The sequence below is a fragment of the Streptomyces sp. WM6372 genome, assembly GCF_001279655.1.
In the GTDB taxonomy this organism is placed as follows: Bacteria; Actinomycetota; Actinomycetes; order Streptomycetales; family Streptomycetaceae; genus Streptomyces.
Window position 1 is genome coordinate 114,540 of sequence record NZ_LGDB01000178.1, and the last position, 23,433, is coordinate 137,972.

Here is a 23,433-nt window from a genome sequence, read left to right on the forward strand (position 1 = left end):
AAAGGGCGGTGGGCCGGCGGCCGCCTACGCCTCGGGCTTGGCCTTGAGCTTGGCCCAGATCGCCTCCAGCGCGGCTATGTCCGCGTCGTCGAGGCGGTCGTCGAAGACCTCGGCGAGGGCCTCGCGCCGGGTGGCGTCGGCCTCCGCGAAGGCGCGGCGGCCCGCCTCGGTGAGGGCGATGCCCACGGACCGGGCGTCCGTCGGGGACGGAACCCGTTCGATCAGGCCGCGGGCCCGGAGCGAATCGGCGACGCGGGAGACCTGGCTGCGGCTGAGCAGGGTCCTGGTGCCCAGCTCGGAGGGGGCGACCGGCTCCTGCTGGACGTTCAGCCACAGCATGACCTCGAACCACGACAACGGCAGGTCGTGCCGGCGCGTGAGCGCCTGGTCGACCCGTGCGGTGAGGGTGGTTCCGGCCCAGACCAGGCCGTAGAAAGCGTGGTCGCGGGGGGTGAGACCGTCCAGGTTGAGATTCGCGTGCGCCATGGGGGAAGGATACCGGGTTGCGTGCACACGCACACATCGGTAATGTGTGTGTGCACGCACAAATCTAGGGAGACGCTTTCCATGAGCACAGCCATGAGCACCAAGACCACCGCCAAGACCGTCCTCATCACCGGCACCTCCTCCGGCATCGGCCTGGCCGCCGCGGTCGCCTCCGCCCGGGCGGGCTGGCACACCGTCGCCACCATGCGGGACACCACCCGCGCCGACGCCCTGAACAAGGCCGCCGCCGAAGCCGGCGTCGCCGACCTCGTCCAGGTCAAGCGGCTCGACGTGACCGACGCCGAGTCCGTGGCGGCGTGCGTGGCCGAGATCGTCGCCGAGCACGGCCACCTCGACGCCGTCGTGAACAACGCGGGCGCCGGCTTCGTGGGCACGATCGAGCAGCACGGCATGGAGCAGGTGCGGTCCGTGATGGAGGTCAACTTCTTCGGCGTCGTCGAGCTCACCCGCGCCGCACTCCCCCACCTGCGGGCCTCGGGCGGCCGGGTCATCACCGTGACGAGCGTCGGCGGCGTGGTCGGCCAGCCGTTCAACGAGTCCTACTGCGCGGCCAAGTTCGCCGTCGAGGGCTTCATGGAGTCCCTCGCGCCGGTCGCCGCGGCCGCGGGCGTCCAGGTCTCCGTCATCGAACCGGGCGCCGTCTCCAGCGAGTTCGTGAACAACGTCGGGCTCGACATCCCGGCGCTGCTCACCCAGGCGGGTCCGTACGCCCCGCACCTCCAGGGCTACATCAACCACGCCCTGCAGTCCTTCGGCAGCGACACCGCCCAGACCCCGGAGCAGGCGGCCGCTCCGGTCGTCGAGGCGCTGACCGCCGAGAAGATGCCGTTCCGGATCCAGACCTCCGACTGGGCGCGCACCTTCGTGGGCATGAAGCTCGCCGACCTCGACGGCTCCGCCGTCCAGACCGAGATGGGCTCCTGGCTGGCCTAGTCGGGTGGCCGGCAGGTCCGCCGGAACGCCGGCGGGGCCGCTGCGGGGCCCCGCCGGGCGGGCTAGAACAGGCCGGCCGCCGACAGCAGGTACGCCACCATCGGGTCGTAGAAACGCGGGTCGCGGACGTGGTCGTCGAGGGGGACCGCCACCTGGAGGGTGCCCTCCGCCTCGCCGATGAACAGCGCCGGGTCGTTGCAGTCCGCGTACCCCACCGCGTCCAGCCCGCGCTGCGCCGCGCACCCCGCCCAGCCGTGGTCGGCGACGACCAGGTCCGGCTGAGGGCGGTCCGCCGCCGCCAGGCCGTCCAGGATCGCGGCCATCGGCTCCGGGGAGTGGGTGTGCCACAGCGTGGCGCCCCGCTCCAGCACCGCGACGTCCGCGAACTGCCACACCGAGCCCTCGTCCGCCACCAGCCCGGACGGGATCACCACGATCTCGCAGCCCGCCGCGCGCAGCGCCGCCGCCGTCGCCCGGTGGACGTCCAGCAGCCCGCCCGGGTGCCCCGTGGCGAGCAGCACGCTCTGCCGGTCCAGGGCGGCCTTCCGCAGCCGCGCCGCCATCCGGTCCAGGCCGGAGACGGTCAGCTCCGGGTCGATCGTGTCCTGGCCGAAGCGGTACGCGGCGTCGTCGACGACCCCGACCCGCTCCGCCATCACGGCGAGCACGTCCTGCTCGTCCGTCCAGCGGTCGCCCAGCTCCAGGCCCAGCCAGTAGTGCCGGTCGCCGTTGGCGAGCTTGCGGTAGTGCGACAGGTTGTTCTCACGGGGCGTCGCGACCTGACCCGAGATCCGGGTGCGGACCAGGTGGTCGACGAGTTCGGCGCGGCTCGGTACGTGCGTCTCTATCGGCTTCGGCATGCGGCCCATTCTGCCGCCGCCGGGCCCCGGACGCCGGTGCCATTTCGACCAGCGGACGTGTCGCCTCACCCTCGCCTCACCCCGACAGCGCCCCGAACGCCCCGTGCGCCAGGCGCCGCAGCAGCGATTCCGTCGCCTCCCGGCCGGGCGCCGCCAGGTGCGGGGTGGAGTTGAGCAGGCCGAAGACGGCGTGCACGGACACCCGCACCTCGGCCTCGCCGACCTCCGGGTGCAGTTCCCGTACGACCTCCACCCACAGCTCGACGTACTGGCGCTGCAGCTGCCGTACGAGCTTGCGGTCGGCCTCGCGCAGCCGGTCCAGCTCCCGGTCGTGGAGCGTGATCAGCGCCCGGTCGTCGAGGGCGAAGTCGATGTGCCCGTCGATCAGGGAGGCCAGGACGCCGTCCGGATCGCCCGCGGCCTCGGCCACCCGGTGGCGGCCGCCCGTCAGCAGCCGCTCGCTGATCCCGACGAGCAGCTCGGCGAGCATCGCGTCCTTGCCCGCGAAATGGCGGTAGAGGCCGGGGCCGCTGATGCCCACGGCAGCCCCTATCTCGTCCACGCCGACGCCGTGGAATCCGCGCGCGGCGAAGAGGCGGGCGGCCTCGCTGAGGATCTGCTCGCGACGGGTCGGGGCGGCGGCTCTGGTGCTCATGGGAATCCATTCTAGACAGGGCCGTTAGCGCTCGTTAACCTAGGCGGTACATGCGTTAACGCTCATTAACAGCGTGCACCGAGCAAGGGAGCTCGACCGATGCAGCAGGCACCAGTGCTGACGAGCGCCGCGGACCCGGCGTCCGAGGCCTGGCGGACCAACGAGGCCGCCCACCGCGAGCTGACCGAGGGGCTGCGCGCCCGGCTCGACGCGGCCCGGCTCGGCGGCGGCGAGAAGGCCCGCGCCCGCCACACCGCCCGCGGGAAGCTGCTCCCCCGCGACCGCGTGGACACCCTCCTCGACCCCGGCTCGCCCTTCCTGGAGCTGGCCCCGCTGGCCGCCGAGGGCATGTACGGGGGCGCGGCGCCGGCCGCCGGGGTCATCGCGGGCATCGGCCGGGTCAGCGGCCGCGAGTGCGTGATCGTCGCGAACGACGCCACCGTCAAGGGCGGCACGTACTACCCGATGACCGTCAAGAAGCACCTCCGCGCGCAGGAAGTGGCCCTGGAGAATCGTCTCCCCTGCCTCTACCTGGTCGACTCGGGCGGCGCCTTCCTCCCCATGCAGGACGAGGTCTTCCCCGACCGGGAGCACTTCGGCCGCATCTTCTACAACCAGGCGCGCATGTCCGGCGCCGGCATCCCGCAGATCGCCGCCGTCCTCGGCTCCTGCACGGCGGGCGGCGCGTACGTCCCGGCGATGAGCGACGAGGCCGTGATCGTCCGCGGCCAGGGCACGATCTTCCTCGGCGGCCCGCCGCTGGTGAAGGCCGCCACCGGTGAGGTGGTCACGGCCGAGGAGCTCGGCGGCGGCGAGGTCCACTCCCGGATCTCCGGCGTCACCGACCACCTCGCGGAGGACGACGCGCACGCGCTGCGGATCGTACGGAACATCGTGGCGACCCTGCCCGAGCGCGGGGCCCTGCCCTGGTCGGTCGAGGCTCCGGAAGAGCCGAAGGTGGACCCGTACGGGCTGTACGGCGCGGTCCCGGTCGACTCGCGCACCCCGTACGACGCCCGCGAGATCATCGCCCGGATCGTGGACGGCTCCCGCTTCCAGGAGTTCAAGGCCGAGTTCGGCCAGACCCTGGTCACCGGCTTCGCCCGGATCCACGGCCACCCGGTCGGGATCGTCGCCAACAACGGCATCCTGTTCTCCGAATCCGCCCAGAAGGGCGCGCACTTCATCGAGCTGTGCGACCAGCGCGGGATCCCGCTCCTCTTCCTCCAGAACATCTCGGGCTTCATGGTCGGCCGCGACTACGAGGCCGGCGGCATCGCCAAGCACGGCGCCAAGATGGTCACGGCCGTGGCGTGCACGCGGGTCCCGAAGCTGACGGTGGTCGTCGGCGGCTCGTACGGAGCCGGCAACTACTCGATGTGCGGGCGGGCGTACTCCCCGCGCTTCCTGTGGATGTGGCCCAACGCCAAGATCTCCGTGATGGGCGGCGAACAGGCGGCCTCGGTGCTCGCGACGGTCAAGCGCGACCAGATCGAGGGCGCGGGCCAGGAGTGGCCGGCGGAGGACGAGGAGGCCTTCAAGGCCCCGGTCCGCGCGCAGTACGAGGAGCAGGGCAACGCCTACTACGCCACCGCGCGGCTGTGGGACGACGGGGTCATCGACCCCATGGAAACCCGGCAGGTGCTGGGACTGGCCCTGACGGCTTGCGCGAACGCTCCCCTGAGCGACTCCGCTTTCGGCATCTTCCGTATGTGACGTGAGGACCTCTTCGATGTTCAGCACTGTTCTGGTCGCGAACCGGGGCGAGATCGCGGTCCGTGTCATCCGCACCCTGCGGCAGCTCGGCGTCCGCTCCGTGGCCGTCTTCAGCGACGCCGACGCGGACGCCCGCCACGTACGGGAGGCCGACACGGCCGTCCGGATCGGCCCGGCGGCTGCCGCCGAGAGCTACCTGTCGGTGGAGCGGCTGCTCGACGCCGCCCGCCGCACGGGCGCCGAGGCGGTCCACCCCGGGTACGGGTTCCTCGCCGAGAACGCCGCCTTCGCGGCGGCGTGCGCGGAGGCGGGCTTGGCCTTCATCGGGCCGCCGGCCTCGGCGATCTCCCTGATGGGCGACAAGATCCGCGCCAAGGAGACGGTGAAGGCGGCGGGCGTGCCCGTGGTGCCGGGCTCCTCGGGCAGCGGTCTGTCGGACGCCGAACTCGTCGCGGCGGCCGAGGAGATCGGCATGCCGGTGCTGCTGAAGCCCTCGGCGGGCGGCGGCGGCAAGGGCATGCGGCTGGTCCGCGACGCCGGCCTGCTGGGCGAGGAGATCGCGGCGGCGCGCCGCGAGGCGCGGTCCTCGTTCGGCGACGACACGCTGCTCGTGGAGCGGTGGGTGGACCGGCCGCGGCACATCGAGATCCAGGTGCTGGCGGACGCGCACGGGAACGTGGTGCACCTGGGTGAGCGCGAGTGCTCGCTCCAGCGGCGCCACCAGAAGGTGATCGAGGAGGCCCCGTCGGTCCTGCTCACGCCGGAGCTGCGGGCCTCGATGGGCGCGGCGGCGGTGGAGGCGGCGCGGTCGTGCGGGTACGTCGGCGCGGGGACGGTGGAGTTCATCGTCCCCGGCGGGGACCCGTCCTCGTACTACTTCATGGAGATGAACACCCGGCTCCAGGTCGAGCACCCGGTGACGGAGCTGATCACCGGGCTGGACCTGGTGGAGCAGCAGTTGCGGGTGGCGGCGGGCGAGCGGCTGGGCTTCGACCAGTCGCAGGTCCGGCTGACGGGCCACGCGATCGAGGCCCGCGTCTGCGCGGAGGACCCGGCGCGCGGGTTCCTGCCGTCCGGCGGTACGGTCCTGGCCCTCTCGGAGCCGGACGGCGGGGCGGTGCGTACGGACTCCGGGCTGGTGGCGGGCGTCGACACGGGGTCGACGTACGACCCGATGCTGTCGAAGGTGATCGCGTACGGGCCCGACCGGGCGGCTGCCCTGCGGGTGCTGCGGGGCGCGCTCGCGGACACCGTGATCCTGGGCGTCCAGACCAACGCCGGCTTCCTGCGGAGGCTGCTGGCCCACCCGGACGTCGTGTCGGGGAACTTGGACACGGGCCTGGTCGAGCGGGATCTCGCGTCCCTCCTCCCGGATTCGGTCCCGTCCGAGGTGTACGCGGCGGCGGCCCTGCTGGCCGTCCCGCACCCCGCCCCTGCCGGGGGCTCGGGGAACCCGGGCTGGGCGGACCCGTTCTCGGCCGCCGACGGCTGGCGCCTCGGCGGAACCCCGGCCTGGACGGTGCACCACTTCCGCCTCCCGGGCCAGGACCCCCTCGCGGTCCGCACCCGGCAGCGGGGCACGGAGCAGGAGGTCCTCCTCGCCGACCAGGGCGCCGCGGCCGCCGACGGCGCCGCGCCGGATGCGGCCCCGCCGGCGTTCGAGGCGCGGGGTCTGGGGCAGAGCCCCGGGACGCCGGCCCGCGGCCGCGTCATCAGCCGCGACCATGACCGCGTCACCATCGAACTGGACGGCGTCACGCACCGGTTCAGCCACGCCGCCTCCCCGGACGGGGTCTGGCTCGGCCGGGACGGCGACTCCTGGCACGTCCAGGCGTACGACCCCGTCACGGCGAAGGGCGTGGCCGGCGCAGGGGCCGACACCCTCGCCGCCCCCATGCCCGGCACGGTCACCGTCGTCAAGGTCGCCGTCGGCGACAAGGTGGCCGCGGGGCAGAGCCTGCTCGTCGTCGAGGCGATGAAGATGGAGCACGTCATCTCCGCCCCCCACTCCGGCACGGTCACCGAGCTGGACGTCTCCCCCGGTACCACCGTCGCCATGGACCAGGTCCTGGCCGTCGTCACCCCGGACGAGGAAGCGAAAGAGGAGGAGAGCGCGTGAACGGGCTGCCCATGACGGTCCCGGCCCCGGAGCTGCCGGCCCGCGTCCGCATCCACGAGGTCGGCGCCCGTGACGGGCTGCAGAACGAGAAGTCGGCCGTACCCACCGCGGTCAAGGCCGAGTTCATCCACCGGCTGGCCGCCGCCGGCCTCACCACCATCGAGGCCACCAGCTTCGTGCACCCCAAGTGGGTGCCCCAGCTGGCCGACGCCGAGCAGCTGTTCCCGGAGCTGCACGACCTGGCCGGGGTGCACCTGCCCGTCCTCGTCCCCAACGAGCGCGGCCTCGACCGCGCGCTCGCCCTCGGGGCCACCCGTATCGCCGTCTTCGGCTCGGCCACCGAGACCTTCGCCTCCCGCAATCTCAACCGGACCGTCGCCGAGTCCCTCGCGATGTTCGAGCCGGTCGTGGCCCGCGCCAAGGAGGGCAAGGCGCACGTCCGCGGCTACCTCTCCATGTGTTTCGGCGACCCGTGGGAGGGGCCGGTCCCGGTCCACCAGGTGGTCCGCGTGGCCAAGGCCCTGCTCGACCTCGGCTGCGACGAGCTCAGCCTCGGCGACACCATCGGCGTCGCCACCCCGGGCCACGTCCAGACCCTCCTCAGCGAGCTCAACGAGGAGGGCGTGCCGACCGACCGGATCGGCGTGCACTTCCACGACACCTACGGCCAGGCCCTGTCCAACACCCTCGCCGCGCTCCAGCACGGGGTCACCACCGTCGACGCCTCCGCAGGCGGCCTCGGCGGATGCCCGTACGCGAAGAGCGCCACCGGCAACCTCGCCACCGAGGACCTGGTGTGGATGCTCGACGGCCTCGGCATCGAGACCGGCGTCGACCTGGCCGCCCTCACCGCCACGAGCGTGTGGATGGCCGAACAACTGGGCCGACCGAGCCCCTCCCGTACCGTCCGCGCCCTCTCCCACAAGGAGTAACGAGAACCATGGCCCTCGACCACCGGCTCACCCCCGAGCACGAGGAACTCCGCCGCACCGTCGAGGCGTTCGCCCACGACGTCGTCGCCCCCAAGATCGGCGACCTGTACGAGCGGCACGAGTTCCCTTACGAGATCGTCCGCGAGATGGGCCGCATGGGCCTGTTCGGCCTGCCCTTCCCGGAGGAGTACGGCGGCATGGGCGGCGACTACCTCGCCCTCGGCATCGCCCTGGAGGAGCTGGCCCGCGTCGACTCCTCGGTCGCGATCACGCTGGAGGCGGGCGTCTCGCTCGGCGCCATGCCCCTCCACCTCTTCGGCACCGAGGAGCAGAAGCGGCAGTGGCTGCCGAAGATGTGCTCCGGCGAGATCCTCGGCGCCTTCGGCCTCACCGAGCCGGACGGCGGCTCCGACGCCGGCGGCACCCGCACCACGGCCGTCAAGGACGGCGACGAGTGGGTGATCAACGGCTCGAAGTGCTTCATCACCAACTCCGGTACGGACATCACCGGCCTGGTCACCGTCACCGCCGTGACGGGCCGCAAGGCGGACGGCCGCCCGGAGATCTCCTCGATCATCGTCCCGTCCGGCACCCCGGGCTTCACGGTGGCCGCGCCGTACTCCAAGGTCGGCTGGAACTCCTCGGACACGCGTGAGCTGGCCTTCGACAACGTACGGGTGCCGCTGGCCAACCTGGTCGGCCAGGAAGGCCGCGGCTACGCCCAGTTCCTGCGCATCCTCGACGAGGGCCGCATCGCGATCTCCGCGCTCGCCACCGGCCTGGCCCAGGGCTGCGTGGACGAGTCGGTGAAGTACGCGAAGGAGCGCAAGGCCTTCGGCCGGCCCATCGGCGACAACCAGGCCATCCAGTTCAAGCTGGCGGACATGGAGATGCGCGCCCACATGGCCCGCATCGGCTGGCGTGACGCGGCCTCCCGCCTCGTGGCCGGGGAGCCGTTCAAGAAGGAGGCGGCGATCGCGAAGCTGTACTCCTCCACGGTCGCGGTGGACAACGCCCGGGACGCCACGCAGATCCACGGCGGCTACGGGTTCATGAACGAGTACCCCGTGGCCCGCATGTGGCGGGACTCCAAGATCCTGGAGATCGGCGAGGGCACCAGCGAGGTGCAGCGCATGCTCATCGCCCGCGAGCTGGGCTTCGCCGGCTAGTGAACCGTACGGGGACGACCGCCGGGCCGCGATCGGTCCGGCGGTCGTTCCCGTACGCGGCTACTTTTCGCGCTCCGCCTCGGAGACGAAGGGCTGGAGGAAGCTCGCGATGTGCTGCTCGACGTCGGTGATCCGCTGCTCGAAGGCGTAGAGCTGGTCCCGCATGCCGGCCTTGGCCTGCTCGTCCTGCCGGGACTCCTCGATGTTGCGCTGGACGATGCCGATGAGGTCCTGGAGCTGGACGTGGAGCGTTCCGCTGATCCCGCCCCACATCTCGCGCAGGTCCGCGGCGCGGCTGCCCGCGTACTGGCGGGCGGTCTGGGCCGCCGAGTCCTTCACGTGGACGGCGAACTCCTCCGCCGCTCGCGTCTGCAGTTTGCCGTCGGCGAAGAAGACCGCCCCCGAGGCCAGCAGCGGTCCGATCGCCGCGCCGATGGCCACCGCCACGCCGACCGGCGGAACGGCCAGACCCAGGCTGATCAGACCGGCCGCCGCGGCGGCCGTCGCCCCGCCGGCGACCACCGCGCCGCCGCCCGCGCCGAGCGCCATGAGCGAGCTGGGGCGGAACATCAGCGGCACGTCGTCGCTGTGGCGGCGCCCGTCGCGGCCCGCCTTGCCCTTGCCCGCCGCGATGGCCAGCGTGTAGATCAGGTAGTTCTGGTCCCGTTCGGACTGCGAGCCGGTGAGTTCCGCGCGCAGCTTGTCGAGGAGGTCGGCGTGCGCCCGGATCAGCGGTTCGAGCTGGCGCACCAGGTCCCCCTGCCTCTCCTCGATGACCTGGTCGAGCTCCTGGGCGCAGAAGACCTGCATGCGTTCCTGGAGCTGGACCGTGTACGCGTCCATCAGCTCGTGCTGGGCCGCGACGCGGCCGCCCTTGGTGAAGGAGCGCACGGCCCGGGTCAGGCGCCCCGGGCCGGTCGTGACGTGCCATTCGCCGATCTCGCGGCTGATCTCGGTCAGGAACGCGGCGAACCTCAGCTGCAGTTCGTTCTCGATGCCGAGGATCTTGGTGCCGACGATGTCGCGGATCGCGTCGGCGCTGGCGCGCAGCTGGTCCTGGGTGGACTGGCTGCGGTCGAGGAGTTCGCGCAGCTCCGCCGTCGACTTCATCAGGACCGCGCCCTCGTCGTGCAGGCGCACGCGCAGGTTGACCGCGTTGTGGCGCAGGAACTCGGCGAGCCGGACGAACTTCACCCGGGCCGCGTCGCGCATGCAGAAGACCTCCAGGGCGGACTCCAACTGCCCGATCCCCGAGGCCTTCAGGGCCTCCTCGTTGCCGTCGGTCCGCGCGCGCAGGGCCTGGAGGGCGCTGATGAAGAAGACGTTGGGGGTGGCGCCGCCGGATTCCCCGCTGAACTCGGCGACCGAGTTGCGGCAGCGGCTCATCACCTCCGCCCGCTCCTCCTCCTCGATGCGGTCGAACTGGTTCACCACGAAGAAGATGTCGCGGTGGCCCAGCTTCCTGACCCGGGAGAGATAGTTCTCGGTCTCGTGGAGGGTGAACGGCCGGCCCGCGTCCGTGACGAAGAGGACGGCGTCCACCTCCTCCAGGTAGCGCAGGGTCACCAGCTCGCGGTCGGAACTCTCGTTGATCCCTGCCGAGTCGACGATCTCGACGGACCTGCGCAGCAGCTCCAGCGGCTGCTCGACGACGGCCAGCGCGAAGGACGGGGTGCGGGGCGCGCCCTTCGCGTCGATCTGGAGGGCGACCTCCCGCTTGAACTCCTCCGTGGTGACGGCCGTCTCGCCGCTGCGCCGGTCCCCGTCCCGGTAGAGCCAGGCCCGCTCGGTCTCGCCCCAGCGCAGGACCGTGGTGAAGGCGGTGGCCGGATTGGCCTTGGTGGGCAGCAGTCGCTTGCCGAGCAGGGCGTTGATCAGGGTGCTCTTGCCGCTGCTGAACTCGCCGAGCACCATGATCCGGAAGGTCTCGCGCTCGAAGACCGCCCCGTTGATCCCGAGGTCCAGCGGCCCGCCCGGGGTGCCGGGCGGGGCGATGACGGCCGCGGCCTCGCCGGCCACCTGCTGGAGGCGCTGGTAGTACGAGCGCAGCGTTCCGATGTTCTCGCTCCAGCCGCTGAACTGCACGGCCGGTGATTCCTGGCCGGCCGCTAACCGCCGGTTCTCGTGCGCCATCAGGCCCCTTCCAGGGGAGAGAGGTGGGCGTGCACGGAGCGGCTCAGCGTCCGCGCCGTGCTCCGCAGTGAACGCCAGTGGTCGAGGGATTCCGGCTGGGCGGCGACGGCGGTGGTGTGCAGCCGCCACCACTGCTCGTCGCGTTCCCGCGCCTGGCCGAGCAGGCGGTCGTAGACCTGGCCGATACGCGCCTCGGTCCGTGCCACCTGCTCCGTGAAGGCCGCCTCGACGATCCGTTCCAGGTCGTCGATGGCGCGTTCGCGGCGCTCGGCCTGGCCGTGTTCGAGGGCTTCCGTCATCAGCGCCGTACCGGCCGCTCCCGCGATCTGGCCCACGGCCTCGGCGGACATGGGTGTCAGCACGCTCTCGATGGCGGTGCCGACGAACTCCGGCAGCCAGGAGGCGTCCCAGCCGGTGGCGCTGCGCGACTCGGCGGCGGCGGCCTCCTCGGCGACCGGGGGCAGGGCCGCGGCCGGTACGACCCGCCCGGCGCCGGGGGCGGCCAGTCCCTGGAACAGTTCCTCGCCGGGCCGGTTGCGCAGCAGGGCGGCGCGCAGCCGGCGGATGTCCTCTTCGAGGGCCCGGTCGACGGCTTCGGTGATCCACGCCTCGAAGTGCTGGAGGGCCTCGGCCGTGTACGGGATCGTGTGGAGGCGTATGAAGTGCTGCTCCTCCGGCGTCTCCAGCATCGTGGAGAAGCGCGCGGCCAGTTCGCGCGCCGTGGCGGCACGGCGCCTGCGCGCCTCGGCGGCGATCGTCTGGACGAGGGTGGCGCGCCACTCCCCGGCATCGGCGCTGAGCACGATCCAGTGGAACCGGGCGCTCTCGTGGGCGGTGTGCCAGATCTGGGCGGCCCGCGTCCGGACGGGGTCGGGCCGGTGCACGTCGGCCAGCGCCCGTCCGGCGGCTTCGTCCACGAGGGCGCAGGTGGCCGCGAGGAGGTGCAGCCTGCGGATGGTGCGCAGCGCGCGGCGCAGCCGGATCCCGGCCAGGTGGCCCAGTACGGCGCGGAGCGGGTCGATGCCGTCGGGCTCCCCGTCGGCGGGGGCCGGGACCGGTCCGGTCAGTACCAGCGCCTCGGGGGCCAGGACCGATACGAGGTGGTTGACACGGCGCAGGACGTCGGGCGCCTCGTCCTCGACCTCGGCGAGCTTGGTGACGACGACGGCGAGCGGCGGGCTGTGCGGGGCGGCGGCGAGCGCCTTGATCCGGGCCTGTTCGGTGGCGAGCATCGCGCGGCGGGCCTCCGTGACGACGACCACCACGTCGCAGTCGCCGACGATCCGGGCGAGGGCGGCGGTGTCGGGCTGCCGTACCCCGGACCAGCCCTCCCAGCCGGGGGTGTCGACGAGTTCCACCCCGGTACGGGCGGCCCAGGACCCGGACGGCACCTCGACGCGTACGGTACGCAGGCCCGCCGGTTCGGGGTCCCCGGGAGCCGGGGTGTCGCCCGGCCCGGCGGACCCGGCGGACCCGGCGGTGAACGGGCGTACCACCACGGGCGGCCCGTCCGTCGGGTGCACGGACACCGGCACGCACGCCGCGCCGACCAGCTCGTTGACGAGCCGGGACTTCCCGACGTTGCTGCCGCCGATGACGCAGATCCGGGCCCTCGGGGATTCCGCGCGGCGGGCCGTGCGGCGGATCAGGGAGGCGGCGGAGTCCGCCCCGGCCCGGTCCGCCAGCAGGGCCACCTGTTCGGCGAGTTCGGCCTGGCGCAGCTCGCGCTCGTGCTCCTCCGTACCGGCCACAGCGCCGCCACCCCACCCCGTCAGGTCCTCCCGGCAGGGCCATGATGCCAACGGATGGGGCCGGGCGCCTTCGGTTCGGCGGGAAGGGCCCCGCCGACGCGCGGGGGAAGGAGCGTCGGCAGGGGCGCAGGAGAAGGAGCCCGGGAAAACTTAGGGCCCCCTTACCAATTTCGGCCAAGGTTAGGCTAACCTTCCCTCCAAACGGCCCCGTGGCCGCCCGGCACGCACGAAAGCGGACATAGACATGCCCAAGTCCCGTACCTCCCACCTCTCCCGCCGCGGTCTCATCGCCGCCGGCGGCGCTCTCGGCCTCGTCGCGGCCCTCACCGCGTGCGGCGGATCCGACTCGGCGAAGGGCGGGGCGGGCGACAAGGACAAGGGCGCCGCCGCCTCGGGCCCCTGGAGCTTCAAGGACGACCTCGGCAAGGACGTCAGCCTCAAGGCGAAGCCGAAGAACATCGTCGCGTTCACCGGCACCGCCGCCGCGCTGTACGACTACGGCATCCAGGTCAAGGGCGTCTTCGGCCCGACCAAGACCGCCGACGGCAAGCCCGACGTGCAGGCCGGCTCGATGGACATCTCCAAGGTCGAGATCCTCGGCAACGTCTACGACGAGTTCAACGTCGAGAAGTACGCCTCCCTCCAGCCCGAGCTGCTCGTCACCAACACCTGGGACGGCACCTACTGGTACGTGCCCGAGGCCTCCAAGGACAAGATCCTGAAGCTGGCCCCGGCCGCCGCCATCGGCGTCGGCGGCGACGTCTCCATGGACAAGGCCCTGGAGCGCACCGCGGACCTCGCCAAGTCCCTCGGCGCCGACCTGAACTCCAAGACCGCCGCCGACGGCAAGGCCCGCTTCGACGCCGCGGCCGCCAAGGTGCGCGAGGCCACCAAGGCCAACCCGGGCATCAAGGTCCTCGTCGGCTCCGGCTCCGCCGACCTGTTCTACGCCTCCTCCCCCGACACCTCGGCCGACCTGAAGTACTTCAAGTCCCTGGGCGTCGAGTTCGTCACCCCGGACAAGCTGGGCGAGGGCAACTTCTTCGAGAGCCTCAGCTGGGAGAACGCCGGCAAGTACAAGGCCGACCTGATCCTGCTCGACAACCGCACCGGCACCCTGCAGCCGGAGGAGCTGAAGGCCAAGCCGACCTGGGCCGAGCTGCCCGCCGTCAAGGCCGGCCAGGTCGCCCCGCGCGTGACCGAGCCGATCTACTCGTACGACAAGTGCGCCAAGATCCTCGAAGACCTCGCGAAGTCCATCCAGAGCGCCAAGAAGGTCAGCTGACCCTCGGCAGGCCGACCGGCCTCCGGCGCCCCGACCAGGCGCCGCTTCCACTCCCAGGGGGGACCCTCCGCATGACCGCCACCGCGTCCGACGCGACCGCCTCCGAAGCCGTCCCGGCCGCCGCCCACTTCCGGTTCTTCGCACTCGAAGTGCTGCGCACCCGCCGGCTCGGGCACTCGTTCCTGCGGGTCACGTTCGGCGGGGAGTCCCTCGCTCAGTTCCGCTCGGGCGGCTACGACCAGAGCCTCTCGCTCTTCCTGCCGCCCGCGCACGAGGAGCACACGGTGCTCCCGTCCACCGACGAGGACACCTGGTTCGGCGCCTGGCGCGCGATGCCCGACGCCGACCGCCCGGTGATGCGCTCGTACACCGTGCGCGAGCAGCGCCGCACCCCCGAGGGCGCGGACGAGGTCGACATCGACTTCGTCCTGCACGGGGATGCGTCGCCCGCGTCCCGCTGGGCCGGACGGGCCGTCACCGGCCGCCGGATCATGGCGATCGGCCCGGCCGTCGCGGAGAACAAGTCCGTGCGGTTCCAGCCGCCGGCCGCCACCGACGCGCTGCTGATGTACGCGGACGAGACGGCGCTCCCGGCGGCCGCCGCGATCCTGGACCGGCTCCCCGCCGGAACCCGGGTCGCGGCCTGGTTCGAGGTCCCGCACGCCGACGACCGGCTCGACCTCCCCACCCCCGCCGACGCGGACATCACCTGGATCGTGCGGGAGAGCGGCGCGGGCAAGCAGCGCACCGAGCGCGTGCTGGAGGCGCTCCGGGCGGCGGAACTCCCGGTCGCGAAGGCTCCGTACGTCTGGCTCGCGGGCGAGGCCGGCACCGTTCGGACGGTCCGCAGGCACGTCGTGCAGGAACGTTCCATCGACCGGCGCGCGGTGCGTTTCACCGGCTACTGGCGCCTCGGTGCGAGCGAGGAGGAACTCCTCGCCGAGGCGTACTCGGGACAGGCGGCCAGCGAGGACTCCTCCTCCGAGCTGTAACGCCAACTCCCCACGTCACACCCCTGTTGAGAGATGGGCCCCGGCTTTCGGCCGGGGCCCATCTCTATTTGGTGCGCAACTTAGGTTAGGCTAACCTAAGAACATCTCCCCCACCCCCCTCTCCCCCTGCCCGGAGGAACGTTGATGCGCTCGCATCTGCTGAATGAGACGACCGCGGACCTTTACCGGCGTTCCGTCACGGAAGGCGTCGAGCGCGTCGCCGCCAAACTCGCGACCACGGAGCGGCCCCACACCGGCATGTCCGTCGACGCACTCGCCCCGGTCATCAACGGGATCGACCTGGACCGGCCGCTCGAAGACCCGGCCGCCGTCCTCGACGAGCTGGAAGAGGTCTACCTGCGCGACGCGGTGTACTTCCACCACCCGCGCTACCTGGGCCACCTCAACTGCCCGGTCGTCATCCCCGCCGTCCTCGGCGAGGCCGTCCTGTCGGCCGTCAACTCCTCCCTGGACACCTGGGACCAGTCCATCGGCGGCACGCTCATCGAGCGCCGCCTGATCGACTGGACCGCCGAGCGCATCGGCCTCGGCCCGGACGCGGACGGCATCTTCACCTCCGGCGGCAGCCAGTCCAACTTCCACTCCCTGCTGCTGGCCCGCGACGAGGCCTGCCGCACGGTCATGCAGCGCAGCGAGCGCGCGCCGGCGAAGTCCGAAGTCCTGCCGAAGCTGCGCATCTTCACCTCCGAGGCCAGCCACTTCAGCGTCAAGAAGTCGGCCGCCATGCTCGGGCTCGGCTACGAGGCCGTCATCGCCGTCCCGGTCGACCGCAACCGCCGCATGGACACCTCCGTGCTCGCCCTGGAGCTGGAGAGCTGCGTCCGCGAGGGCTTGGTCCCGATGGCCGTCGTCGCCACCGCCGGCACCACCGACTTCGGGTCCATCGACCCGCTCCCCGAGATCGCCCGCCTGACCGCCGAGCACTCCACCTGGATGCACGTGGACGCCGCGTACGGCTGCGGACTGCTGGTCTCCCCGACCCGCCGGCACCTGCTCGACGGCATCGAGCACGCGAACTCGGTCACCGTCGACTACCACAAGTCGTTCTTCCAGCCGGTCAGTTCCAGCGCGATGCTGGTGCGCGACCGCGACACCCTCAAGCACGCCACGTACCACGCCGACTACCTCAACCCCCGCCGCATGGCGGAGGAGCGGATCCCCAACCAGGTCGACAAGTCCATCCAGACCACGCGCCGCTTCGACGCGCTCAAGCTCTGGATGACCCTGCGCACCATGGGCGCCGACGGCCTCGGCTCGCTCTTCGACGAGGTCATCGACCTGGCCGCCGCGGGCTGGGACATCATCGACGCCGATCCCCGCTTCGAGGTCGTCGTCCGCCCGCAGATCTCCACCCTGGTCTTCCGCTACGTGCCCGAAGGCGAGGTCCGTGCCGACCTCCTCGACGAGGCCAACCTGCACGCCCGCAAGGCGCTGTTCGCCTCCGGCGAGGCCGTCGTCGCCGGCACCAAGGTGGACGGGGACCAGTACCTGAAGTTCACCCTCCTCAACCCGCAGACCACGACGGCCGACATCGCGGCCGTCCTCGACCTCCTCGCCGCACACGCCGAGCAGTTCCTGGGAGAATCCCTTGCCGTCCACCACTGAGCCCCACGACTTCATCGGCATCGGCCTCGGTCCCTTCAACCTGGGACTCGCCTGCCTGACCGCGCCGATCGCCGAGCTCGACGGTCTCTTCATCGAGTCGAAGCCGCACTTCGAGTGGCACGCCGGGATGTTCCTCGACGGCGCGCACCTGCAGACGCCGTTCATGTCGGACCTGGTCACCCTGGCCGACCCGACCTCGCCCTTCTCCTTCCTGAACTACCTGAAGGACAAGGACCGGCTGTACTCGTTCTACATCCGGGAGAACTTCTACCCGCTGCGGACCGAGTACAACGACTACTGCCGCTGGGCCGCCGACCGCCTCGACAACGTGCGGTACTCCACCTCCGTCACGGAGGTCACGTACGACGAGCGGGCCGAGGTGTACGAGGTCCACACCGACCGCGGAGAGACCCACCGCGCGCGCCGCCTGGTCCTGGGCACCGGCACCCCGCCGTTCGTCCCGCGGGCCTGCGCCGGCCTGGGCGGCGACTTCACGCACAACTCCGCTTACATGCAGAACAAGGCGGAGCTCCAGAAGAAGAAGTCGATCACGCTGATCGGCTCCGGCCAGAGCGCGGCCGAGATCTACCACGACCTCCTCTCCGAGATCGACGTGTACGGCTACCAGCTCAACTGGGTCACCCGCTCCCCGCGGTTCTTCCCGCTGGAGTACACGAAGCTGACGCTGGAGATGACCTCGCCGGAGTACGTGGACTACTTCCACGCGCTCCCCGAGGAGACCCGCTACCGGCTCGAAACCCAGCAGAAGAACCTCTTCAAGGGCATCGACGGCGAGCTCATCAACGCCATCTTCGACCTGCTCTACCAGAAGAAGGTCACCTCGCCGGGCCCGGTCCCGACCACCCTGCTGACCAACACCTCGCTGAACTCCGCGGCGTACGACACCACCACGGGCATCTACACCCTGGGGCTGCGCCAGGAGGAGCAGGAGCGCGACTTCTCCCTCGCCACCGAGGGCCTGATCCTCGCGACGGGGTACAGGTACACGCTGCCGGAGTTCCTGAACCCGGTGCGCGAGCGCCTCGCCTTCGACGGCCACGGCCGGCCCGACGCGGCCCGCAACTACAGCATCGACGTGACCGGCCGCGGGGTCTTCCTCCAGAACGGCACGGTGCACAACCACTCCATCACCTCGCCCGACCTGGGCATGGCCGCGTACCGCAACGCGTACATCGTCGGAGAGCTCCTCGGCCGCGAGTACTACAAGGTCGAGAAGTCCATCGCGTTCCAGCAGTTCGCGGCCCCGGAAGGCATCCACGCATGAGCACCACCACCGAAAACCTCTACACGCGCGACGACGCCGTCCTCGGCAGCTTCGCGATCCGCCCGCTGGACCCCTTCGCCGACGCGGAGCTGCTCCACGGCTGGGTCACCCACCCCAAGGCCTCGTTCTGGATGATGCAGGACGCCTCGCTGCCGGACGTCGAACGCGAGTACATGAAGATCGCCGCGGCCGAGCACCACGACGCCTTCATCGGCCTCCACGAGGGCCGCCCGGCCTTCCTGATGGAGAAGTACGACCCGAGCGAGCTGGAGCTGGTCGGCCTGTACGACGCGCGCCCCGGCGACGTGGGCATGCACTTCCTCGTCGCGCCGAGCGAGCGGCCGCTGCACGGGTTCACCCGCGCCGTGATCACCACGGTGATGGCCGCGCTGTTCGCCGACCCGAAGACCGAGCGCGTCGTGGTGGAGCCGGACGTGGAGAACACGGCGGTGCACGCCCTGAACGAGGCGGTCGGCTTCGTCCCCGACGGCCCGGTACGGAAGCCCGAGAAGACGGCCCTGCTGAGCTTCTGCACCCGCGCGCAGTTCGAGGCGGCCACCGGCCTGACGGGAGCGTCCATATGAGCCTCGCCGACGCGATCTCGCACCTCTCCCCCGAGCTGTGGTCCCGCGCGAACCGCGCGCTGGTCCGCAAGGCCCTGGCGGAGTTCTCGCACGAGCGCCTGCTGACCCCGAAGCCGCTGGGCGACTCGGCGTACGCGGTGTCCAGCGACGACGGCTCGGTCGAGTACCGCTTCACCGCGGCCCGCCACGCCCTGGACCACTGGGCGGTGGACGAGGCCTCGGTCACCCGCCTCAAGGACGGCGCCGAGCTCCCGCTGGACGCCCTCGACTTCCACATCGAGATGCGCGAAGCGCTGGGCCTGAGCGCGGAGGTCCTGCCCGTCTACCTGGAGGAGATCTCCTCCACGCTGGCGGGCTCGGGCTTCAAGTACACGAAGCCGCAGGTCCCGTCCGCCGTGCTCGCGAAGTCCTCCTTCCAGGACATCGAGACGGGCATGACCGAGGGCCACCCCTGCTTCGTGGCCAACAACGGCCGGCTCGGCTTCGGCGTGCACGAGTACCTCTCGTACGCCCCGGAGACCGCGAGCCCCGTCCACCTGGTGTGGGTGGCGGCCCGCAAGGACGTCTCGACCTTCACGGCGGGCGCGGGCCTGGACCACGACGCGTTCATGCGCGCCGAGCTGGGCGAAGCCGCCGTCACGGGGTTCGAGGCCAAGCTCTCGGCCCTGGGCCTGGACCCGGCGCAGTACCACTTCCTGCCGGTCCACCCCTGGCAGTGGTGGAACAAGACCACGGTCACCTTCGCCGCCGAGATCGCGAACCACCGCCTGGTGCTGCTCGGCGAGGGCGAGGACGCGTACCTGGCCCAGCAGTCGATCCGTACGTTCTTCAACACCACGACGCCGACGAAGCACTACGTGAAGACCGCCATCTCGGTCCTCAACATGGGCTTCATGCGCGGCCTCTCCGCGGCCTACATGGAGGCCACTCCGGCGATCAACGACTGGCTGCACCAGCTGATCGAGGGCGACGAGGTCCTGCGGTCGGTGGACTTCTCGATCATCCGCGAGCGCGCGGCGATCGGCTACCACCACCGCCAGTACGAGCGCGCCACCGACCGGTACTCCCCGTACCGCAAGATGCTGGCCGCCCTGTGGCGCGAGTCCCCGGTGGAATCGCTGAAGGACGGCGAGCGCCTGGCGACCATGGCCTCGCTGCTGCACGTCGACTCCGAGGGCAAGTCCTTCGTCGGCGCGCTGATCGAGGAGTCGGGCCTCACCCCGTCGCAGTGGCTGAAGCCGTACCTGCGGGCCTACCTCCTGCCGCTGCTGCACTGCTTCTACCAGTACGACCTCGCGTACATGCCGCACGGCGAGAACACCATCCTCGTCATCGAGAACGGTGTGGTGAAGCGGGCGATCTTCAAGGACATCGCCGAGGAGATCGTGGTCATGGACCCCGACGCGGTGCTCCCGCCGGCCGTCGAGCGCGTCAGGGCCGACATCCCGGAGGACATGAAGCTCCTGTCGATCTTCACGGACGTCTTCGACTGCTTCTTCCGCTTCCTGGGCTCGATCCTGGCCGCGGAGGGCATCTGCGAGGAGGACACCTTCTGGCGGGCGGTCGCGGACTGCGGCCACGACTACCAGGAGTCGATGCCGCAGCTCGCGGAGCGCTTCGAGCGGTACGACCTGTTCGCCGAGGAGTTCCAGCTGTCCTGCCTGAACCGGCTCCAGCTGCGCAACAACAAGCAGATGGTGGACCTCGCCGATCCGGCGGCCGCCCTCCAGCTGATCGGCACCCTCAAGAACCCCGTCGCGCCTTACGCATCGCGACGGTGATCAAGGGGGTGGGGCGCTGCCGCATACGGTCCCTCGGCAGCGCCCCCGCCCCTCCCGCCCGAGGACGTGTTCCGCGAAGCCCTGACCGGCCCTCTTCGCGGACACGCCTCGGGTATGCCGTCTCCCCGGCTACTGCCAGGGGACGTCCGGCGCCCGGTAGTACGTGATGCCCTGCGCGTCCAGCCTCGGGGCCTGGGCCGCCAGGCGTCGGCTGTAGTCCGCCCAGTTCCGCGGGCCCGGGCTCCAGCCCAGTTCCGCGAGGCCCAGCACCCGCGGGAAGGCCATGAACTCCAGGTCCGCGCGGTTCGCGATCGTCTCCGTCCAGAGTGGCGCCTCGACCCCGAGGACCGCGGACTCCGGGACTCCGGCCGCGGCCAGGTACGTCCCCGGGTTCCAGTCGTAGGCCCTGCGCACCGGGACGAGGCCCGCCCACGCCAGGCCCGGCTTCGTCGTCAGGTCGTACTTCATGTCCAGGTAGAGCCGGTCCGCCGGCGACAGGATCAGCGGGTGGCCCGCCTTCGCCGCCGCGGCCACCGCCGCCTTCTCCGCGGCCGCCGTCTTGTCGTGGCCCCAGTACTGGAGCACCGCCCCCGGCGCCGGACGGGCCGTGGCCAGCTGGTGCCAGGCCACCACCGTCTTGCCGTGGCGCCCGACGATCTGCTGGGCCCGGTCCATGAACGCCGCGTAGTCCGCCGCCGGCGTCGAGTGCGCCTCGTCCCCGCCGATGTGCAGGTAGCGGCCCGGCGTCAGCTCGGCCAGCTCGCCGAGCACGTCGTCGACGAACTCGTACGTCCGCTCCTCGCCGACGCACAGCGAGCTGAAGCCGACCTTGATCCCGGTGTAGCGCTCGCGCGCCTTCCCGTCGCAGTTCAGCTCCGCGTAGGAGGCCTGGGCCGCGTTCACGTGCCCCGGCATGTCGATCTCCGGGACCACGTCCACGTACCGCTCCCCCGCGTACGCCACCAGGTCCCGGTACTGGTCCTTCGTCCAGTACCCGCCCGGCCCGCCGCCGACCTCGCTGCCGCCGCCGTACTCCGCCAGCCGGGGCCAGGAGTCGACCGCGATCCGCCAGCCCTGGTCGTCGGTCAGGTGCAGGTGCAGCGTGTTGACCTTGTACTGGGCCAGCTGGTCCACGTACCGCTTGACCTGCTCCGCCGTGAAGTGGTGGCGGGCGATGTCCAGCATGGCCCCCCGGTACGCGAACCGGGGCGCGTCGGTGATCTCGCCGCCGGGCACCGTCCCCGGACCGGCCACCGGCAGCAGCTGCCGCAGCGTCTGCCCCGCGTGGAAGAGCCCCGCCGGGGTGCGCGCGGTCAGCGTGACCCCGCCCGGGCCGGACTCCAGCCGGTACCCCTCGGCGCCGGTCGCCTGCGCCTGATCGTCGAGCCGCAGCCGGATCCCGTCGCCGTCGGCCCCGTCGACCACCGGCAGCGGGAGCCCGCTGGGGCCCCTGAGCTGCTCCGCGAGGATTTCGCCGACCCGCCGGACCTCCTCGCCGCCGCCCGGGCCGGTACGGATGACCGTGCCCGCGCCGACGGCGTACCCGGGGCCTTCGGCGCGTGCGGAGGCGGGCGCCGGCAGGAGCTGTGCGTAGGGGGCGAGGGCGGCCGGGCGGCCGTCCCCGGGTCTGGCGTCGGCCTCGGGGGACGCGGCGCAGGAGACGGCCGCGCCGAGGACGAGGAGTGTGCCGAGCGTGCGTCGCAGGACTCTCATAGGGCAGGTATAGGCCAACTGGCGTGCCAGGGCCGGTGCGAGAATCGATGGATGGCGGAAATCATCCAGAAGGACGGCACATGGACCTTCGACGGGGACGCGGTGCGGATCGTGCCCGGCCGCGACAAGGGGGTGGGGCTGCTGCGCCAGACGCTGGGCGAGGTGGTCGTCCCGCTGCGCGCGCTCGCCGGCATCAGCCACGAACCGGGCCGCAGGACCGGCCGGTTGAGGCTGAGGCTGCGTGACGGCGCCGACCCGCTGCTCCAGGTGACGGGCGGGCGGCTGCCTGAGGCCTCCGATCCGTACCGGCTGACGGTGGACGCGGACCGGACCGGGGTGGCGGAGTACTTCGTGGACGAGGTCCGCAACGCGCTGCTGCTGGACCAGGTGGACCCCGGTCCGGCGGACGCGTACCTGCTGCCGGGGCCGGCCGTGCCGATCACGGTGGCCGCGGGGGACGGGACGGTGGCCTTCGACGGCGACCGGGTCGCGCTGGACTGGAACTGGACGACGGAGGAGGCCAAGAGCTCCGGCGGGCCGCGCGAGTTCCGGGTCGCGGACCTGCGGGTGGTGGAGTGGTCCCCTTCGAAGGGCCTGGACAACGGATGGATCCGGTTCACGCTGGCGGGCGCCCCGGCGGCTCCCGCGCCCAAGTACGACCCGTACACGGTGGAGCTGTTCGGCTTCAAGAAGGACCCGCTGATGGCGCTGGTCGCGGCGGCCGTGGCGGTACGGATGCCCCATCCCCGGGGCGCCGCGGCCCCGGCCGAGCCCGTCCCGGCCCTGTCCAAGGCGCCGGTGCCCGAGCTGGCGGCCTCGGCCCCCGAGCCGGCGGCCCCGGAGGACCACGACGCCCTGCTGCGCCGGCTGCGCGAGCTCGGCGATCTGCACCAGGGCGGCATCCTCACGGCCGAGGAGTTCGCCGCGGCCAAGCAGGCCGTTCTGCGCCGTTTCTGACCCTTACCTTCACTCTTTCGTGAACGGATTTACGCCTTCCGCTGGTCTGGACCAGATGGATCCTGCCCGATTCCGGGCAGGATCTTTGCGTTCCCGGCCGTGGCCAGTCAGTATCTACGGGTGCTCGACCGCCGCCCGTCTCATGACGATCTCGTCGACCACCTGGTGCGCAGCACCGCGCTGCAGCGCGGCGAGGCCGCCCGGGTGGTGCTCGACGTACTCGCGTACTTCGACGAGACGACCGAGGAATTCGTGCGCCGCCGCCACCGTGAGCTCCAGTCCGGCGGCGCGGTCAACGCGGAGATCTTCGAACGGATCGCGGCCGAGCTGCCGCACCGCGCCGTGGCGCCGCCGGAGCTCTCGCTCCGGCAGCTGCGCCGCATCGTCTACGGCTGAGCGACAGGGCCGGCCGACGGCCAGGCGCGGCGACAACAG

19 protein-coding genes are annotated in these 23,433 nt (G+C 71.7%); 13 read left to right on the forward strand and 6 right to left on the reverse strand.

All coding sequences use genetic code 11. From position 1 onward, the window contains the following. Positions 1-24: 24 nt before the first annotated feature. Positions 25-486, reverse strand: a complete 462-nt coding sequence (locus ADK52_RS15750) for a MarR family winged helix-turn-helix transcriptional regulator (protein WP_053690420.1) — start codon at positions 484-486, stop codon at positions 25-27. Positions 487-567: 81 nt separating this feature from the next. On the opposite strand from ADK52_RS15750, the gene ADK52_RS15755 reads away from it, so the two are divergent. Beyond that, a complete protein-coding gene (locus ADK52_RS15755) occupies positions 568-1,440 on the forward strand; it encodes an SDR family oxidoreductase (protein ID WP_234343831.1) in 873 nt (290 codons plus the stop codon). A 62-nt stretch (positions 1,441-1,502) separates the two neighbouring features. Here the strand turns inward: ADK52_RS15755 and ADK52_RS15760 are convergent, their stop codons facing one another. Together ADK52_RS15760 and ADK52_RS15765 are read right to left on the reverse strand one after the other, a co-directional pair. Next, entirely contained in the window at positions 1,503-2,309 is an 807-nt protein-coding gene (locus ADK52_RS15760; protein ID WP_053690422.1) for a phosphatase, read from the reverse strand. 67 nt (positions 2,310-2,376) lie between these two features. Further along, the gene (locus ADK52_RS15765; RefSeq protein WP_053690423.1) at positions 2,377-2,955 is read right to left on the reverse strand and encodes a TetR/AcrR family transcriptional regulator; all 579 of its coding nucleotides are present in this window, start codon (positions 2,953-2,955) and stop codon (positions 2,377-2,379) included. A gap of 99 nt (positions 2,956-3,054) precedes the next feature. Between ADK52_RS15765 and ADK52_RS15770 the strand changes: the two genes are divergently transcribed. The 4 genes from ADK52_RS15770 to ADK52_RS15785 are packed head-to-tail and all read left to right on the forward strand — an operon-like array spanning position 3,055 to position 8,891. Next, positions 3,055-4,671, forward strand: coding sequence for a carboxyl transferase domain-containing protein (locus ADK52_RS15770; protein ID WP_053690424.1), 1,617 nt, complete (start codon positions 3,055-3,057; stop codon positions 4,669-4,671). Between the two features lie 16 nt (positions 4,672-4,687). Then, positions 4,688-6,790 carry an acetyl/propionyl/methylcrotonyl-CoA carboxylase subunit alpha gene (locus tag ADK52_RS15775; protein ID WP_053690425.1) on the forward strand — a complete coding sequence of 701 codons (2,103 nt, stop codon included), beginning with the start codon at positions 4,688-4,690 and terminating at the stop codon, positions 6,788-6,790. An 11-nt stretch (positions 6,791-6,801) separates the two neighbouring features. Further along, entirely contained in the window at positions 6,802-7,722 is a 921-nt protein-coding gene (locus ADK52_RS15780) for a hydroxymethylglutaryl-CoA lyase (RefSeq protein ID WP_053690474.1), read from the forward strand. An 8-nt stretch (positions 7,723-7,730) separates the two neighbouring features. Further along, on the forward strand, positions 7,731-8,891 hold the full coding sequence (locus ADK52_RS15785; RefSeq protein ID WP_053690426.1) for an acyl-CoA dehydrogenase family protein: 1,161 nt from the start codon (positions 7,731-7,733) through the stop codon (positions 8,889-8,891). Between the two features lie 60 nt (positions 8,892-8,951). Here ADK52_RS15785 and ADK52_RS15790 read toward each other — a convergent pair whose 3' ends face one another. Then, positions 8,952-11,024, reverse strand: coding sequence for a dynamin family protein (locus tag ADK52_RS15790; protein ID WP_078988353.1), 2,073 nt, complete (start codon positions 11,022-11,024; stop codon positions 8,952-8,954). Further along, positions 11,024-12,775, reverse strand: coding sequence for a GTPase (locus ADK52_RS15795; RefSeq protein WP_053690428.1), 1,752 nt, complete (start codon positions 12,773-12,775; stop codon positions 11,024-11,026). The genes ADK52_RS15790 and ADK52_RS15795 overlap by 1 nt, the downstream gene beginning before the upstream one ends. Positions 12,776-13,019: 244 nt before the next feature. Between ADK52_RS15795 and ADK52_RS15800 the strand changes: the two genes are divergently transcribed. From ADK52_RS15800 to ADK52_RS15825, 6 genes are all read left to right on the forward strand, one after another. After that, positions 13,020-14,060 carry an ABC transporter substrate-binding protein gene (locus ADK52_RS15800; RefSeq protein WP_053690429.1) on the forward strand — a complete coding sequence of 347 codons (1,041 nt, stop codon included), beginning with the start codon at positions 13,020-13,022 and terminating at the stop codon, positions 14,058-14,060. Positions 14,061-14,131: 71 nt separating this feature from the next. After that, positions 14,132-15,052, forward strand: a complete 921-nt coding sequence (locus tag ADK52_RS15805) for a siderophore-interacting protein (RefSeq protein ID WP_053690430.1) — start codon at positions 14,132-14,134, stop codon at positions 15,050-15,052. Between the two features lie 144 nt (positions 15,053-15,196). Next, positions 15,197-16,678: a pyridoxal phosphate-dependent decarboxylase family protein gene (locus tag ADK52_RS15810; RefSeq protein ID WP_053690431.1), complete on the forward strand. Its 1,482-nt coding sequence runs from the start codon at positions 15,197-15,199 to the stop codon at positions 16,676-16,678. After that, positions 16,662-17,963: a lysine N(6)-hydroxylase/L-ornithine N(5)-oxygenase family protein gene (locus tag ADK52_RS15815; RefSeq protein ID WP_053690432.1), complete on the forward strand. Its 1,302-nt coding sequence runs from the start codon at positions 16,662-16,664 to the stop codon at positions 17,961-17,963. The genes ADK52_RS15810 and ADK52_RS15815 overlap by 17 nt, the downstream gene beginning before the upstream one ends. Then, a complete protein-coding gene (locus ADK52_RS15820; protein WP_053690433.1) occupies positions 17,960-18,547 on the forward strand; it encodes a GNAT family N-acetyltransferase in 588 nt (195 codons plus the stop codon). Before ADK52_RS15815 ends, ADK52_RS15820 begins: the two co-directional genes overlap by 4 nt. Next, complete coding sequence (locus tag ADK52_RS15825; protein ID WP_053690434.1) at positions 18,544-20,328, forward strand: IucA/IucC family protein; 1,785 nt, start codon at positions 18,544-18,546, stop codon at positions 20,326-20,328. Before ADK52_RS15820 ends, ADK52_RS15825 begins: the two co-directional genes overlap by 4 nt. Before the next feature lie 129 nt (positions 20,329-20,457). Here the strand turns inward: ADK52_RS15825 and ADK52_RS15830 are convergent, their stop codons facing one another. Next, positions 20,458-22,041: a beta-N-acetylhexosaminidase gene (locus ADK52_RS15830; protein ID WP_053690435.1), complete on the reverse strand. Its 1,584-nt coding sequence runs from the start codon at positions 22,039-22,041 to the stop codon at positions 20,458-20,460. Between the two features lie 51 nt (positions 22,042-22,092). On the opposite strand from ADK52_RS15830, the gene ADK52_RS15835 reads away from it, so the two are divergent. Together ADK52_RS15835 and ADK52_RS15840 are read left to right on the forward strand one after the other, a co-directional pair. Then, positions 22,093-22,998, forward strand: a complete 906-nt coding sequence (locus ADK52_RS15835; protein WP_053690436.1) for a DUF4429 domain-containing protein — start codon at positions 22,093-22,095, stop codon at positions 22,996-22,998. Positions 22,999-23,118: 120 nt separating this feature from the next. Further along, entirely contained in the window at positions 23,119-23,394 is a 276-nt protein-coding gene (locus ADK52_RS15840; protein ID WP_030008735.1) for a hypothetical protein, read from the forward strand. Positions 23,395-23,433 lie beyond the last annotated feature (39 nt).